This window comes from Streptomyces changanensis, assembly GCF_024600715.1.
Lineage (GTDB): Bacteria > Actinomycetota > Actinomycetes > Streptomycetales > Streptomycetaceae > Streptomyces > Streptomyces changanensis.
The window spans coordinates 6,136,865-6,151,885 of record NZ_CP102332.1 but is presented as its reverse complement, the minus strand read 5'-3'; the positions used below and the strand labels follow the sequence as shown (position 1 = coordinate 6,151,885).

The following is a 15,021-nucleotide window of genomic DNA, read 5'->3' as shown; positions in this document are numbered from 1 at the left end:
TCGAGGTGCCCGATGCCCCGCCCCACCACAACGCCACGCTGGCTGGCCCGCCGCCGCGAAAGCACCGAGGCCGTGGCGAACGTCTACGTCTTCGCCCACGCGGGCGGCTCGGTCGGCGAGTACCTGATGTGGGCCGACGACCTGACCGACCTACGGGTGTGGGGCGTGCGGCTGCCCGGCAGGTCGGCCAGACTGGCCGAGCCCCCCTACCACCGACTCGAACCCCTGGTCGATGACCTGACGGCCCAGGTCTCCTTCGCCGGTCCGTCCGTCTTCCTCGGCCACAGCTTCGGGGCCCTCGTCGCCTACGAGACCGCCCGTGCCCTGCACCGGAAGGGCCGCGAGGGGCCCGGCCACCTGATCCTGTCGTCCTGCCCGCCCCCGCACGTCATCGGCACCGGCCGACGGGAGGCCCCCCTGGCCGGCCTGCCCGACGACGAGTTGCTCGCGGCGGTCGAGGAGCGCTGGGGTCCGCTGTCCGACCAGGTGCACGACGACCCCCGGCTGCGCAAGCTGGTGCTGGACCCCCTGCGCTGCGACTTGGGCGTCCTGGAGGCGTACGAGCACCGGCCCGGTCCGCGCCTCCCCGTCCCGGTGACCCTCCTGTGCGGGACCGAGGAGGCCGATCGGCTCTCGCTCGACGGCTGGTCCGACCACCTGGAGCACGTCACCGAGCGGCTGTGCCTGCCCGGCGGCCACTTCCACTTCCGCGCGGACCGCGCGCCACTCCTCGACGTCGTCCGGGACAGAGCCCGGTCCCTCGTCACCACCCAGCGGACGGGAGCACCCACGTGATGGACCACCTGGTCTTCGGCCGGCGCTGCGGGCTGCGGGTGTCCGCCTACGCGCTCGGCACCGTCAACTTCGGCTCCACGTGGGGAGGCGGCACCGACCTGGCCGAGGCGCGTGCCGTCGTCGACGGGTTCGCCGAGGCGGGCGGCACCCTGATCGACACGGCCGACTGCTACCAGGACGGCCAGGCCGAGACGTTCCTCGGCGAGATCCTGGCCGGCCGCCGCGACCACTTCACCCTGGCGACCAAGTACGCGTACGGCGTCAGCGCCGCCGACCGCGCCCTCCTGACCACCGGGAACTCCCGCAGCGCCATGATCCGCTCGCTGGAGGGCAGCCTGCGCCGGCTGAGGACCGACCACGTCGACCTGTACTGGGCGCACTTCCCCGACGATCTCACCCCGGTCGAGGAGATCGTCGCGGCGCTCGACGACCTCGTGCGCGCGGGGAAGATCCGCTACGCGGGACTGTCGAACTTCCCGGCATGGCGCACCGCGCGGGCCGTGACACTCGGCGAGGTCACGGGCCGGACGCCGGTGGTCGGCGTGCAGACCGAGTACAGCCTGATCGAGCGCACCGCCGACCGCGAGCTGCTGCCCATGGCCGAGGCCCTGGGGCTCGGAGTGACGTTGTGGGGGCCGCTCGGCGGGGGGCTGCTGACGGGGAAGTACCGCAACGGCTCCGAGGGCCGGCTCACCGACTGGCACGGCCGCGTCATCCGCACCGAGTCCGACGGCCACCGCACCGCCGTGCTCGACGAGGTGCTCTCGATCGCCAAGGAGGTGGGTGCCCCGCCCGGGCAGGTCGCCGTCGCCTGGCTCGACATCCGCGCCCGGCGGGCCGGGACGGCCCGGGTCACGGTCATCGGGCCGCGTACCACCGCCCAGCTCGACGACTACCTCGCGGCGCTCGACCTGGAACTCGACGACACGCACGTCCGGCGCCTGGACACCGTCAGCGCCGTCCCCCTCGGCTCTCCGCACGAGATCGCGCACAGCGCGCGCGACGCCCTGCTGGGCGGCGACGCCTCCCGTGTCCGCCCGCCCGCGCTCCGCGTCCCGTGACCGCGCCCACGCCCCCGGTCCCCCACGGGCCGGCGGCCGACCTGGCCGGGGTGTGGCGGCTGGTCTCCTTCGAGACCCTCGCCCCGGACGGCGGGCCGCGCCCGGGCCCGCTCGGGGAGTCCCCCGTCGGCCTGCTCTTCTACAGCGACACCGGGCACGTGGCCGTCCACATGATGCCCGCCGCGGGACCCCCCGAGTACCTCAGCTACGCGGGGACGTGGCACCGCGAGGGCGACCGGGTGGTCCACACCCTCACCGTCGCCGCCCGACCGGACTGGCTGAACAGCGTCCAGATCCGACTGCTGGAGCTGGACGGGAACCGGCTGACCCTCACGGGCGGCGCGCTGTCCACCGCCGAGAAGCGCGTCCTGGTGTGGGAGCGCGTCGGCCGCGACGCGCCGTGACCGTACCCCGGGCCCGGCCCGGATCCGCACACCGCACACCGCACACCGCACACCGCACACCGCACACCGATGGAGAGGGAGGCACACCATGGAACGACGTTCCGACCAGCCCCCGGGGGACGGGGCCGCGGGCGCCCCGAGCGTCGCCCGCATGTACGACTTCTATGTGGGGGGAGACCACAGCCATGATCCCGACCGCGAAGCCGCGAGCGAAGCGCTGCGGGCCCTGCCCGGCCTGGACATCGCCATCCGCGCCAACCGGGCCTTCCTGCGGCGCGCGGTGCGGCACGCCGCCGAGCGCGGCATCACCCAGTTCCTGGACATCGGTTCCGGCTACCTCGTCGACGGTCCCGGGAACATCCACGACGTGGCCCGGCGCGTCAGTCCCGACGCTCGCGTGGCGTACGTCGAGTTGGACCCCGAGGGGGTGGCGCACAACCGGGCCATCCTGGGGGACGACCCCGCCGCGGTCGCCGTGCGGGGGGACTTCCTCAAGCCGCACGACGTCCTCGCGGACCCGGACGTCCGGGCCCTCCTCGACTTCGACCAGCCGCTGGCGCTGACGCTCGCGGCCGTCCTCCACTTCATCGACGACAAGGACGACCCCCGGGGGAAGGTCGCCGAACTCCGCGACGCCATGGCCCCCGGCAGTGTCCTGATCGTGTCCCACGCCTACGTCCGGCCGGACGGCACGGGTACGACCTCCGACGCGATCCGGGGGGTGTACCAGGGCTTCGGCAGCAGCCTGCAGAACCGCGGCCCCGCCGAGACCGGCCGCTTCTTCGACGGTTTCACCCTGGTGGAGCCCGGCCTGACCGGAATGGCCGACTGGCGCCCCGACGAGGACACCGAGACGGACCACCCCATGACCCACAGCGGTGTGGTCGGCATGGGCGTCAAGGACTGACCACCCGACCTCCTCCCCCACTCGCAACGGCTCGCCCACCTCAAGGAGTCTTCCCCGATGCCTCACACACCCGACCCGGACCAGACCTCCGGCCACGACGTCATCGTCGTGGGCAACGGTGCCCTCGGCTCGTCCGCCGCCGTGGAACTGGCCCGCCGCGGCGCCTCGGTGGCCCTGATCGGCCGCACGCACCGCCCGTACGCCGCGTCGACGGCGGCCGGCGCCATGCTCGGCTGCTTCGGCGAGGTGACCACCGCGCTGGTGGACAACGAGTACGGCCGGCTCAAGTTCGACCTGGACCTCAAAGCGAAGGACATCTGGCCCGAGTGGCTGGAGGGCATCTCCGGCGGGGCGTCCGACGGCCGCGACATCCTCACCGCGACCGGCACCACCGTCCTGCTCAACAGCGTCGGCACGGCGGGCATCGACAGCGGGAACTTCCACGCGATCCGCTCGATGCTCGAAAAGCACGACGAGCCCTACGAAACGGTGGACCCGGCCGACGTCGCCTGGCTCGACCCCGACCCCAACTCCCGCCCCCTGCAGGCCCTGCACATCCCCTCCGAGCACGCCGTGGACTCCGGCCGCCTGCTGCTCCGGCTCGAACGCACGGCTCGGGACCTCGGCGTCACCCTCGTGGACGGCCACGCCACCTCCGTGATCAGCGAGGGCGGCCGGGCGCGCGGTGTGGTGCTGGAGAACGGCGAACGGCTCCTGGCCGGACAGGTGCTCCTGGCCGGCGGGGTCGGCACGCAGGACCTGGTGGACTCCGTACCGGCGCTCGGCGACTGCATCCCCCGGCTCGTCGCCGGCTACGGGGTCTCCGCCCTCGTCACCACCCAGGACGGGACGCAGCCCGACTCCGTGATCAGGACCCCCAACCGCGCCTTCGCGTGCGGCCTGCACATCGTGCCGCGCGGCGCGGGACGCGTCTACGTCGGCGCGACCAACATCGTCAGTCCGCGCCCGCTGGCCGACCCGGTGATGCGGGACATCCTGTTCCTGCTCGAATGCTCCCACCGCCAGACCCGCCGCAACCTGTGGACCAGCACGGTCGTCGGCGTGAACGTGGGCAACCGGCCCATCTCCCTCGACGGGTTCCCGCTGCTCGGGGAGACGCCCCTGAGCGGTCTGTGGATGATGACCGGCACCTACCGGGACGGGCTGTTCCTCTCCCCCCTGCTCGCCCAGGAGTTCGGCCGGCGGATGTCGGGCGAGACCCCGCGGTTGGACCTGGACCCCTTCACCCCCGAACGGCCGCCGCTGCAGGGCGTGTCACGGCGGGCCATCGTCGACACGACGGTGGAGCACACCCTGGCCACCGGGTACGAACAGCACTGGCAGGTCCCCACCGACTGGCAGGAGTTCTTCGACGTCGCCCTCAAGCCCGCCTACGACGCCTGGGCGGAGGAACTCGACCCGGAGTTCACCCCGCAGCCCGACCTGCTGGCCGCCTCCCGGACGGAGCCGCTGCTGACGAAGTGGCTGCGCGCCTACTACGAAAACTGCCGTGCCAGGTTCCCCCGGACGGCGCGGCGCCCGCGATCGGCCGGCGATCTGATCGACGACGCGGCCGGACTCCTCGCCGCGGCCCGGGTCCCGAAGCCGCGTGCCGACGCCCTGGCCCTCGCCGCGCACGCGATGCCCGGTCACGACCAGGACGGCGGCGCCGACGAGCCGCTGCCCGAGAAGGAGACCGAGGCGTTCCGGTCGCTGGTGGCCCGCCGCGCCGAACGGGAGCCGCTGGAGTACCTCCTCGGCCGGGTCCGTTTCTTCGACCTGGAGCTGGAGGTCGGCGAAGGCGCCTACATCCCCCGGAGGCGTACCGAGGCCATGGTCACCGAGGCTCTCGCCCGCTGCACCGCCGAGCGCCCCCGGGTGGTCGACCTGTGCACCGGCTCCGGGGCGGTCGCCCTGGCCGTCGGCGCCCTGCGCCCCGGCTCGACCGTCACCGGCGTGGACAACTCCGCCCCCGCCCTCCGGTGGGCCGAACGGAACCGGAGCGGCCTGGCCTCGCGCGTCGGCTCCGACGTCGACTTCGTCGAGGGCGACGTCACCGACGAGCGGCTCCTCGCGGACCTCGGCGGCCGCGTCGACCTGGTCACGGCCGTCCCGCCGAACGTACCCGACCGCGTCCAGCTCGTGCCGGAACTGTCGGACCACCAGCCCAGGGCCGCCCTCCGCGCCGGCTGGGACGGACTCGACACGGTGCGCTCGGTGGTCACGGCGGCGGCCCGCCTGCTCACCCCGGGCGGCGTGCTGGCGGTGGAGCACCACGACGCCCTCGCGGACGCCGTCGCCGACATCGTCCGCAGCGCCGGTTTCGAGTCGGTCACCAGCCACACCGACGGTGACGGGCACCCCCGGTTCCTGATCGCCCGCCGCGCGTCCGCCTGACATCGCGCCCTCGCCCGGGCAGAGTACTGCCCGGGCAGGCGCGCCGAGTTGACCAGCTCCGTCGCCCGCCCGGTCACGAACGCCACCCCCCGCCGGCGCGGCCCCGTGCCGCCCGGCCCCGCACGGAGGGAAAGACCCACTGATGCACGACACGTCCTTACGGGCGACGAAACGGGAGTGGGTCGGCCTGGCCGTGCTGACCCTTCCGTCGATGCTGGTCACGATGGACCTGACCCTGCTGCACCTGGCGGTTCCCCAGATCGGCGCGGACCTGGGCCCGAGCAGTTCCCAACTGCTGTGGATCACCGACATCTACGGGTTCGCGATCGCCGGTTTCCTCATCACGATGGGCACCCTGGGCGACCGGGTGGGACGTCGGCTCCTGCTGCTGCTCGGAGCCGCCGCCTTCGGCGTGGCGTCGGTGCTCACGGCGTACGCCCGGACGCCGGAGATGCTGATCGTCGCACGGGCCCTGCTGGGCGTGGCGGGAGCGAGCCTCGCACCCTCCACCCTGTCGCTGGTGCGCCACATGTTCCCGGTGCCCGCGCAGCGCACCACCGCCGTCACCGTCTGGTCGAGCAGCTTCATGCTCGGCGGGGCCCTGGGGCCCGTGGTGGGCGGGGTGCTCCTGCAGTACTTCTGGTGGGGCTCGGTCTTCCTGCTGGCCGTCCCGGTGATGGTCCTGCTGCTCGTGCTCGGGCCCCTCCTCCTGCCCGAGTACCGCAATCCGCAGGGCGGGCGCGTCGACTTCACCAGTTCGGTGCTGTCGATGGTCGCCGTGCTGGCCGTGATCTACGGTTTCAAGGAGATGGCCAAGCACGGTCCGGAGCCCGTCTCCGCCACGGCCGTCGTGGTCGGCGCGGTCGTCGGCTTCGTCTTCGTCCGGCGTCAACGCGGCCTGGCGCACCCCCTGCTCGACATCCGGCTGTTCGCCAACCGGGCCTTCAGCGCGTCGCTGATGACGCTGCTCGTGACCGTGATGTTCCTGATGGGCCTGCAGTTCCTCATCGCGCAGTTCCTGCAGAGCGCGTTGGGGCTCTCCCCGCTCCGCACCGGCATGTGGATCTTCCCTGCCGTGGTCGCCGGCATGATCGCCGCGCTGGCGGCCTCCACCCTCATGGGCAGGGTGCCCCCGGCCTACCTGTTCGGGGCGGGCATGGCGCTGGCGGCCGTGGGCTTCGCCGTCCTGTGGGGCGTGTCGGCGGACACCGGTCCCGGCCTCGTCCTGACGGCCTCCGTCCTCATGTTCGCCGGTCTGGCCCCGATCTCCGCCCTGGGCACCGACATGGTCGTCGGCAGCGCCCCGCCCGAACGCGCCGGGCCCTCGGCGGCCCTCTCGGAGACCTGTATCGAGTTCGGCGGCGCCCTCGGCATCGCGGTGGTGGGGAGCCTCGCCACCGTCGTCTACCGCGCCGGCATGGCCGACGCGTACCCCGGGGGAATGCCCGCCGGAGCGGCCGGCGCGGATGACACGCTGGCCGCGGCGCTGGAGGGCGCGGCGCGCCTCCCGGGAGAGGCGGGCACGGCCCTGGCGGACGCCGCTCGTGAGGCGTTCGCACGGGGCCTGCAGATCAACGCCTTCGTGGCCGCGCCCCTGATGCTCGCGTTGGCGGTGGGCGCCGTCCTGCTGCTGCGCGGAGTGAAGCCCGCGGCGCACGAGGAGCACGAGGAGCACGAGGAGGGTGCCGCTCCCGCCCCGGCGCACACCCCCGGAGCGGGGGCCCGGGACCACGCCCCGAGCGCCGGCGACGGCGTGTGACGGGAGGGCCGGGGAAGGCCGGCACCCCGCTTCCCGGAGCGCACCCCTCACCGCCGGGGTCGCCGGCCGTGGTCAGGGACTTCCGACGGGCCGATGGGGCGGGCCGCGTCCGCGGGCGGCGCCACGGGGCGCTGCCCGCGGACGCCTCCCCGCGGCGGACGGGGTACGCGGCTGCCGGACCCCGGACACGCCTTGCGGCGCCGTTCCCGTGGGGTGCGGCGCCGCATGGCGTGTCCGTCGGCCGCGAGCCCGCGCGCCGCGTCGCCGTTCCCGACCGGCGCCGGGTCGGCCGGCGGCGGTCCGCGGGGCGAACGGGGCGTCGTGGCGAGGGGCGGCGGCCTGCCGTCAGTCGACGGGGGCGACGCGGATCAGGTTGCCGTCCGGATCCGCGACGACGAACGTGCGCCCGAACACCTCGTCGCTCGGCCGGCTGACCACGCGGACGCCCTTCGCCTCCCACTGCTCGAACCGGCGGTCGATCGCTTCGGGGCCGCCGGGCAGCGTGAGACAGACCTCGCTGGTGCGCCGCGCCGCCGGCGTCAGGTCGTCGGTCCGCCCGCTCCAGAGCGCGAGCTCCGCACCCTCGCCCAGGCTGAAGGCGATGTACGCGGGCTGCTGGAAGGTCGGCTTGATCTCCAGGAGGTCCGCGTAGAAGTCGGCTGCCGCGGGCGCGTCGTTGACGTAGACGATGAAGACGATCGAGGGCGCCATCACTCACTCCTTGGGGGTGGGTCTCACGGGACGACTGGAGTGTGCCGCTCATTCCTGACAGGTTCCGTCATGTTTCCCGAGGCTTTCGATCTCCCGACCGTACGCGTCCGTCCCCTCCGTCCAGTCCCGTGCTCCCCGTGCGTCGCGTGCGCCCCGTGCGGAGGGATCCGGTTTCCGGCGGTGCGGGGCCGGACGCGGGGGCCGGTGGTCCCGGCTCCCGCGCGGTCCGCCCGCACGGTCACGGCCCGCACGCCGACCGCTCAGGCCCGGCCGCCGTCGCCTTGCTCGTGCCGTGAGGCCGCCTCCCCTACCGACCGCGGTGGGGCCCGGCGTGCGACCGGGGTCAGCACCACTCCGAGTTCTGCCGGTCGGCGGTGATCGACACCTCGAAGAGGCCCCCGTCCGCCTCGTCCACCGTCAGGTACGCGGTCGTGCCGTCCAGCTCCTTGGTGAGGCAGACGGACACGGGCTCACCGGCGACCGCTGCCCGTCGCCGCCAGCCGTCCGCCTCGGCCGCCTCGCGGTAGCGGCGCAGTGCGGCCTCCGCGGGGCCGCCGTAGCGGTACGTCCTCCCCGCCCACACGAAGAGGTCGTCGTCGTCACACCCCTCGTACGCGTCGACCCGCTCCGCTCCGCGCGCGGGCGCGGCCGCCAGCACCGTCTCGCGGGCCATCGTCCGGGCGAGGCGGTGCTCCGCCTCGCCGCATCCGTAGACGGTCACGAAGTACACCGCCGGCAGCGCCACCAGCAGCAGCGTCGGCACGGCCGTACCGACGCCCAGCCACACCCACCGCCTCGTCCTCACCCTCGTCACACTGCCGCAACCTAGCGCACGCCGCGGAGGGGCAGTCGACCAGCCCTGCCCGCCCTCTCCGGCCGCGGTGGCGGCGGCGGCGCGTGTGCGCACCCGAGGGCCCGAGGGGCCTGCGCGACGCCCGCGCGCCACCCGGCCCACCGATCGACTGATCGTCAGATTGGATTGACAATCGTTTTCATCTGGTGAATGCTGCTCACGCCCCGCGCCCCTCCGCACCGTCCTGCGGCCGTGTGGCGCGGGGTCCGTCACGTGAGCCCTGGGAGCAGCATGTCGATCTTCCGTAACCGTCGAGAGTTCCTCGCCCTGACCGGCGCGACCGCCGGCGGTCTGGCCCTGACCGCGTGCGGTGGCGATGGCGCGGGCTCCGGGGAGGGGGCCGCGGGTGGGGGCAAGGGGGAGCCCCGGCGCGGCGGCCGGTTCCGGGCCCTGTTCACCGGGGGCGGCGAGCAGGAGACCATCGATCCGCACGCGGAGGCCCTGGCCATCGACATGGCCCGCACCAAGGCCCTGTTCGACCGGCTCGTGGAGCTCGACGCCGGGATGAAGCCCGTGCCGCGCCTCGCCGAGAAGTGGGAGTCCAACGCCGACGCCACCGTATGGCGCTTCACCCTGCGCAAGGCGCTGTTCCACGACGGGAAGGCCCTCACCCCCGAGGACGTCCTCTTCACCTTCGCCCGCGTCCTCGACCCGAAGGCGACCGACCACTTCGCGCAGGGCATGCTCTCCGTCATCGACCTCGGCAAAAGCCGTGGCGTGGGCAAGAACGTCGTCGAGGTGGTGCTGAAGCGGCCCGCCGCCGAGTTCCCGGCCCTCCTCGGCACCCTGGGCACGGCCGTCGTCAGCGCCCGGTACGCCGACCCGGCCAAGCCCGTGGGGACGGGGGCGTTCCGGCTGACGTCGTTCCAGGCCGGCCGCTCCTTCGCCGCCACCCGCTTCGACGACCACTGGGACGGCGGCGCGTACGTCGACGAGCTGCGGATCCTGTCCGCCGACGCCGACGCCCGGGGCAACGCCCTGCGGGCCGGGGAGGCGGAGTTCGGCTACGAGATGACGCCGACCTTCGCCCGGACGGTCCAGGCAGACAGGGCCGTACGGATCCTGGCCGCCAAGGGCAGCACCGCCCACGCCCTCGTGATGAAGTGCGACCAGGAGCCCTTCGACGACCCCCGGGTCACCCTGGCCCTCAAGCTGCTCGCCGACCGCGAGAAGCTCGTGCGGGTCGTCCTCGCCGGCCAGGGCGTCGTCGGCAACGACATGTTCGGCAAGGGCTACCAGTACTACCCCGGCGACGTCCCCCAGCGCACGCGTGACGTCGACGAGGCGCGCGCCCTGCTCAAGAAGGCCGGTGCGCTCAACAGGACGCTGTCCATCTACACCTCGTCGGTGGCCAACGGCTTCGTGGAGGCCGCGACCCTCTTCGCCGAGCAGGCCGCCGACGCCGGCCTGCGGGTGAAGGTGACCACCGGGCCTTCGGAGACGTACTTCAAGGACCAGCTCGCCAAGGGCGTCATGGGCAGCCACCGCTCCGGTGCGATGACCATCCCCAACTACATCAACGACCGGCTGCTCAGCACGTCCGCGTTCAACGCCTCGGCGTGGCGCCGCAAGGACTTCGACGCGACGTTCGCCAAGGCCCAGTCCACCACCGACACGGCCGAACGCACCGCCCTGTACGGCGCCTTGCAGCGCACCGTCCACGACGAGGGCGGGCTGCTCGTGTGGGGCCACCCGGACTGGCTGAACGCCGTCTCGTCGCGGGTCCGCGGCATGGAGGCGGCCCCGCCCAACACCCTGCACTCCGCCCGCTTCGACAAGGTGTGGCTGGCCTGACGATGCGTGGGTACGCTCTGCAGCGGCTCGCCCTGGGCGTCGGCCAACTCGCGCTCCTCGCGGTGCTGGTCTTCGTCCTGACCGCCCTCCTGCCGGGTGACGCGGCCGACGTCCGCAACGACGAGGACGCCACCGACGCGCAGGTCGCGGCGTTGCGCGAGCAACTCGGCCTGGACCGGCCCGCGGTGGAACGGTTCACCGACTGGGCGGCGGGACTGGCGACCGGCGACCTCGGCACCTCCCTGGTCAGCGGCGGTCCGGTACGCGACATCCTCGCCGACACCGTGGGCACGACCCTGGTGCTCGGGGCGGTGACGCTCGCCGTCGTGCTGCCGCTCGCCCTGCTGCTCGGGGTCGTGTCCGGGCTGCGGGAGGGCGGGCGCCTGGACCGGGCCGTCTCCTCCGTCACCCTGGCGCTCAACGCCGTACCGGACTTCGTGCTGGCACTGCTGCTCGTCGCCGGCCTGTCCCTCAAGCTCGGTCTGCTGCCCGCCACATGGGTGGGCGTCGGGACGGCGGACCTGTTCGCCGAGCCGACGCTGCTGGTCCTGCCGGTCACGGTGGTGGCCGCCCGCATGGTGTGCCTGCTCTCCCGCCAGGTGCGCGCGGGCGTGGTCTCCGTGCTCGGCGCGGGGTACGTCGCCCAGGCCCGGCGCCTGGGCGTGCCCCGCCGGACGCTGCTGCTGCGCCACCTCCTGCCCAACGCGGCGATCCCCGGCATCCAGGAGCTGGCACGCGTGGGCGACAACCTCGTCGGCGGTGTGCTGATCGTCGAGGCGGTCTTCGCCGTACCGGGCGTGGCCACCGCCCTGGTGCGGGCGGTCGAGGCGCGGGACGTGCCCACCGTGCAGGGCCTCGCCCTGGTGGTCGCCGTCGCGGCGCTGCTGTTCAGCCTCGCGGCGGACCTGGTCTGCCATCGCCTCGTGCCACGGACGGAGGTCCTCCGGTGAAGCCGTCGAAACGGCGGCCCGGCCCCCTCGGCGCCCTCGGGGCGTCGCTCGGCGCCGTCCTCGTCGCCCTGCCCCTGGGCGTGGCCGTGCTGGGTCCGCTGTTCGCCGACGCTCCCGCCCCCGGGCTGGCCGCCCCGTACGCGGCGCGTGACGTCGAGCACCTCCTCGGGACGGACGCCCTGGGTCGCGACGTGCTGGCCCTGCTGCTCCACGGGGGGCGCAGCGCGCTCGGCATGGCCCTGGGCGCGGTCGCCCTCGCCTACCTGGTGGGCGGCCTGGCCGGGCTGCTGGCGGCGTCGGCCCGTCGGCGGTGGCTGGACGAGCTGCTGATCCGGCCCCTCGACGTGCTGCTCCCGCTGCCCACGCTCCTGGTGATCAGCGTGGTCGCGGTGGGCTGGCGGGGTTCCCCGGTCGCCATCGCGCTGGCGGTCGCCGCCGTGAACGTCCCGCCCGTGGCCCGGTTGGTCCGGGCGGCGGCGCTGGACGCGGCGAGCGGTCCCGTCGCCGAGGCCCTGCGGCTGCAGGGCGAGTCCTGGGCCCGCGTCCAGTTCGGCCTCGTCGCGCGGTCGGCGCTCGCCCCGGTCGCCGCCGACATCGGCACCCGGGTCACCCTCGCGGTGTTCCTTGTGGGTTCGGCGAACTTCCTCGGCCTCGGGCTGGACCCGACGGCGCCCGACTGGGCGGTGAGCATCGCGCGCGGGCGTGAGGGGCTGCTGCTCCAGCCGTGGGCCGTGCTGGCGCCGGCCGCGATGCTCGTCCTGTTCACCGTGGGGCTCAACCTGTTCGCCGACCGTCTGCTGGCCCGTTCCCGGCACCGTACGCAGGAGGCCGTCCGATGACCGCGATCGTCACCGTCCAGGAGGCCGTCCGATGACCGCGCTCGTCACCGTCCGCGGGTTGACCGCACACGCCGGGGGCTCGGTGCTGCTCGACGCGGCCGACTTCGACCTGGACGAGGGGCGCGTCACCGCGCTCGTCGGCCCGTCGGGCAGCGGCAAGACCACCGCGGCCCTTTCACTCCTGGGCGAGGCGGCACCGGGCGTGCGGCTGAGCGGCCGGGTCCGCGTCGGCGGTGCCACCGTCGTGGACGAGCGGGGGCCGACCGCGGAGGCGGCCTCGGTGCTCGGGCGCGTCGTCGCGTACATGCCCCAGCACCCGGGGAGCGCGCTGAACCCGGCGCGCCGCACGGGTTCGGTCCTCGCCGAGCTGGCGCGGCTGCACCGCCCGGAGACCGCGCCGCCGGTCGCGGTGGCCGAGGCCCTCCAGGCCGCCCAGCTCCCCCCGGGGCGGAACGTCGTACGGCGCTTCCCGCACCAGTTCTCCGGCGGGCAGCGCCAGCGCGTGGCGCTCGCCCAAACCCTGGTGTGCCGGCCCCGCGTCCTGGTCCTCGACGAGCCGAGCACCGGACTCGACACGGTGGCGCGGATGCGGCTGGCGGACGAACTGGCCTCGCTCACCCGCCGTGGGCTCGGCATCCTGCTGCTGAGCCACGACCACGACCTGGTACGGGCCCTCGCCCACCGGGTGGTCGTCCTGGGCCGGGGCCGGGTGACGGCCTCGGGCACGCCCGCGGAGGCCCTGCCCGCCCGGCCCAGACCGAAGACCGTACGCCACGTCCCCACGGCCCCCGACCGGCCTCCCGTCCTGGAGGTGCGCGGGCTCTCCGCGCACCTGCGCGGCCGCGGCCGCGATCCGGTCCTGCACTCCGTGGACCTGCGTCTGCCGGCCGGGGCGTGCGTGGGGGTCGCCGGACTGTCCGGCAGCGGCAAGACGACCCTGGCCCGCTGTGTGGCCGGCCTGCACGAACGGCACCGCGGAGACGTGCTCCTGGACGGTGTGGCCCTGCCCGTGCTGCGGCGGCGCACCCGCGAGCAGAAGCGGCGCGTGCAGTACGTGTGGCAGGAGGTGCGGGGTTCCTTCGACGAGCGGCACCCGATCGTCGAGCAGGTGGCCCGTACCGCCGTACGGCTCCGCGGCCTCGCGCCCGGCGACGCGCGCGCCGAGGCGCTGCGGCTGCTGGGCCGTCTGGGGCTCGACGGGGCGAGTGCCGCACGGCGGCCCGCCGGCCTGTCCGGCGGCGAGCTGCAGCGGGCGGCGCTGGCACGGGCGGTCATCGCGACGCCCGACGTCCTGGTCTGCGACGAGATCACCACGGCCCTGGACCCGGCCGCCACCGCGGCCGTCCTCGCCGAACTCGCGCGGCTGCGCGAGGAGCACGGCACCGCGCTCCTCTGGGTCAGCCACGACCTCGCGCTCCTCGCCGGCGTCGCCCACCACGTCGTCGTCATCGACGACGGCCACGTCGTCGAGACCGGCACGCCCGACGAGGTGCTGCGCGCGCCCCGGGCCACGCTCACCCGGCGGCTCGTCAACGCCATGGACCTCGGCACGGGGCGGGCGGACACGGGTCCGGCCGACACGGGTCAGCCCCACACTGGTGCGCCCCATGGGGTCCCGGCCCACATGGGCCCCGCGGACACGGACCCGGCCCACAGGGACCCGAGCGACACGGACCCGAGCGACACGGGCCTGACCGCGCCGACCGCATCCGGTGCCTGAGCACACGCACATCCCTTCCCATCCGACGACCACGGAGGACCCATGACCGACCGGACCGCAGCCGGCACCGCAGCCGGCACCGCAGCGTCCCGGACCGACGTCCGCGCCCTGCTGGACTCGCTGCCCGACACGCTGCCGGGGGACGAGATCCTCGCCCTGAACAGCGCCCAGTCCGACATCCACACCGAGCGGACGTACGACTACAACGGCTGGACGTTCACCCTGCCGCCGGGGGTCTTCAAGCCGGGCGACACCAGCCGCATCGTCCACGACCGCCTGCTGGACGGCACGATCCCCGTCACGGGCCGCTCGTACGCGGCGATGGGGGTGGGCCTGGGCGTCGAGGCCGTGATCGCCGGCACCCTGGGGGCGCGGGAGGTCTACGCGGTCGACGTCCACCCGGACAGCGTGGCCGCGGCCGCCGGGCACTACGCCCGGATCGTCGGGGACCGGTCGGACACCGTCTTCCGGCCGCTGGTGTCGAACCTCTTCGAGGAGTTCCCGGACTCCGCCCGGCTGGACGTCGTCACCTTCAACCCACCGGCGGTCTCCAAGCGGACGAGCGACGACCCGACGGTGGTGCGCAACGTCTGCGTGGGCGCCGAGATCGTCCTGCGCTTCTTCGACCAGATCGTGACCCGCGACCTGCTGGCGCCGGACGGCGAGATCCACCTGATCGTCTCCAACACCGCCGAGCTGAAGCGGATCGTCGCCCACGCCGTCGACGCCGGGTTCCGCCCCGTCGTGCTGCACCGCCAGACGTGGGAGGGCGACAACTGCCAGGCGTACCTGTTCAAGCTCATCCGGCACGACGCCGTCTGACGGGGAGGA

Annotated in this window: 13 protein-coding genes; 11 read left to right on the top strand and 2 right to left on the bottom strand. The window is 74.2% G+C overall.

All coding sequences use genetic code 11. The features are described 5' to 3' along the window. Positions 1-12: 12 nt before the first annotated feature. The 6 genes from NRO40_RS26935 to NRO40_RS26910 all read left to right on the top strand — a co-directional run bounded on the left by NRO40_RS26935 (position 13) and on the right by NRO40_RS26910 (position 7,323). Entirely contained in the window at positions 13-795 is a 783-nt protein-coding gene (locus NRO40_RS26935; RefSeq protein WP_157901806.1) for a thioesterase II family protein, read from the top strand. Continuing rightward, complete coding sequence (locus NRO40_RS26930) at positions 795-1,856, top strand: aldo/keto reductase (protein ID WP_058941162.1); 1,062 nt, start codon at positions 795-797, stop codon at positions 1,854-1,856. The genes NRO40_RS26935 and NRO40_RS26930 overlap by 1 nt, the downstream gene beginning before the upstream one ends. Continuing rightward, entirely contained in the window at positions 1,853-2,260 is a 408-nt protein-coding gene (locus NRO40_RS26925; protein ID WP_058941163.1) for a lipocalin-like domain-containing protein, read from the top strand. Before NRO40_RS26930 ends, NRO40_RS26925 begins: the two co-directional genes overlap by 4 nt. 88 nt (positions 2,261-2,348) lie before the next feature. Further along, positions 2,349-3,167 (top strand): SAM-dependent methyltransferase, encoded by an 819-nt coding sequence (locus NRO40_RS26920; RefSeq protein WP_058941164.1) that lies wholly within the window; start codon positions 2,349-2,351, stop codon positions 3,165-3,167. 57 nt (positions 3,168-3,224) lie between these two features. Next, positions 3,225-5,564: an FAD-dependent oxidoreductase gene (locus NRO40_RS26915; RefSeq protein WP_058941165.1), complete on the top strand. Its 2,340-nt coding sequence runs from the start codon at positions 3,225-3,227 to the stop codon at positions 5,562-5,564. A 142-nt stretch (positions 5,565-5,706) separates the two neighbouring features. Next, entirely contained in the window at positions 5,707-7,323 is a 1,617-nt protein-coding gene (locus NRO40_RS26910) for an MFS transporter (RefSeq protein ID WP_079046887.1), read from the top strand. Positions 7,324-7,668: 345 nt separating this feature from the next. On the opposite strand, the gene NRO40_RS26905 is transcribed toward NRO40_RS26910, so the two are convergent. Further along, entirely contained in the window at positions 7,669-8,034 is a 366-nt protein-coding gene (locus tag NRO40_RS26905; RefSeq protein ID WP_058941166.1) for a VOC family protein, read from the bottom strand. A 343-nt stretch (positions 8,035-8,377) separates the two neighbouring features. After that, on the bottom strand, positions 8,378-8,839 hold the full coding sequence (locus tag NRO40_RS26900; protein WP_232790988.1) for a hypothetical protein: 462 nt from the start codon (positions 8,837-8,839) through the stop codon (positions 8,378-8,380). Positions 8,840-9,118: 279 nt separating this feature from the next. On the opposite strand from NRO40_RS26900, the gene NRO40_RS26895 reads away from it, so the two are divergent. From NRO40_RS26895 to NRO40_RS26875, 5 genes are read left to right on the top strand one after another with little or no spacing between them, the layout of a single operon-like run. Then, positions 9,119-10,681, top strand: coding sequence for an ABC transporter substrate-binding protein (locus tag NRO40_RS26895; protein WP_058941167.1), 1,563 nt, complete (start codon positions 9,119-9,121; stop codon positions 10,679-10,681). Positions 10,682-10,683: 2 nt separating this feature from the next. Further along, positions 10,684-11,631, top strand: a complete 948-nt coding sequence (locus NRO40_RS26890) for an ABC transporter permease (protein ID WP_058941168.1) — start codon at positions 10,684-10,686, stop codon at positions 11,629-11,631. Beyond that, a complete protein-coding gene (locus NRO40_RS26885) occupies positions 11,628-12,470 on the top strand; it encodes an ABC transporter permease (RefSeq protein WP_058941169.1) in 843 nt (280 codons plus the stop codon). The genes NRO40_RS26890 and NRO40_RS26885 overlap by 4 nt, the downstream gene beginning before the upstream one ends. Positions 12,471-12,501: 31 nt before the next feature. Then, positions 12,502-14,190 (top strand): ABC transporter ATP-binding protein, encoded by a 1,689-nt coding sequence (locus NRO40_RS26880; protein WP_079046888.1) that lies wholly within the window; start codon positions 12,502-12,504, stop codon positions 14,188-14,190. 42 nt (positions 14,191-14,232) lie between these two features. Next, a complete protein-coding gene (locus tag NRO40_RS26875; RefSeq protein ID WP_107115033.1) occupies positions 14,233-15,012 on the top strand; it encodes a class I SAM-dependent methyltransferase in 780 nt (259 codons plus the stop codon). Positions 15,013-15,021: the final 9 nt, after the last annotated feature.

What these genes read in the sequence shown, in the direction of transcription:
- NRO40_RS26935 (WP_157901806.1), top strand. Translation starts at nt 13, where the DNA reads ATGCCCCGCCCCACCACAACGCCACGCTGGCTGGCCCGCCGCCGCGAA.
- NRO40_RS26930 (WP_058941162.1), top strand. Translation starts at nt 795, where the DNA reads ATGGACCACCTGGTCTTCGGCCGGCGCTGCGGGCTGCGGGTGTCCGCC.
- NRO40_RS26920 (WP_058941164.1), top strand. Translation starts at nt 2,349, where the DNA reads ATGGAACGACGTTCCGACCAGCCCCCGGGGGACGGGGCCGCGGGCGCC.
- NRO40_RS26915 (WP_058941165.1), top strand. Translation starts at nt 3,225, where the DNA reads ATGCCTCACACACCCGACCCGGACCAGACCTCCGGCCACGACGTCATC.
- NRO40_RS26910 (WP_079046887.1), top strand. Translation starts at nt 5,707, where the DNA reads ATGCACGACACGTCCTTACGGGCGACGAAACGGGAGTGGGTCGGCCTG.
- NRO40_RS26905 (WP_058941166.1), bottom strand. Translation starts at nt 8,034, where the DNA reads ATGGCGCCCTCGATCGTCTTCATCGTCTACGTCAACGACGCGCCCGCG.
- NRO40_RS26895 (WP_058941167.1), top strand. Translation starts at nt 9,119, where the DNA reads ATGTCGATCTTCCGTAACCGTCGAGAGTTCCTCGCCCTGACCGGCGCG.
- NRO40_RS26890 (WP_058941168.1), top strand. Translation starts at nt 10,684, where the DNA reads ATGCGTGGGTACGCTCTGCAGCGGCTCGCCCTGGGCGTCGGCCAACTC.
- NRO40_RS26880 (WP_079046888.1), top strand. Translation starts at nt 12,502, where the DNA reads ATGACCGCGCTCGTCACCGTCCGCGGGTTGACCGCACACGCCGGGGGC.
- NRO40_RS26875 (WP_107115033.1), top strand. Translation starts at nt 14,233, where the DNA reads ATGACCGACCGGACCGCAGCCGGCACCGCAGCCGGCACCGCAGCGTCC.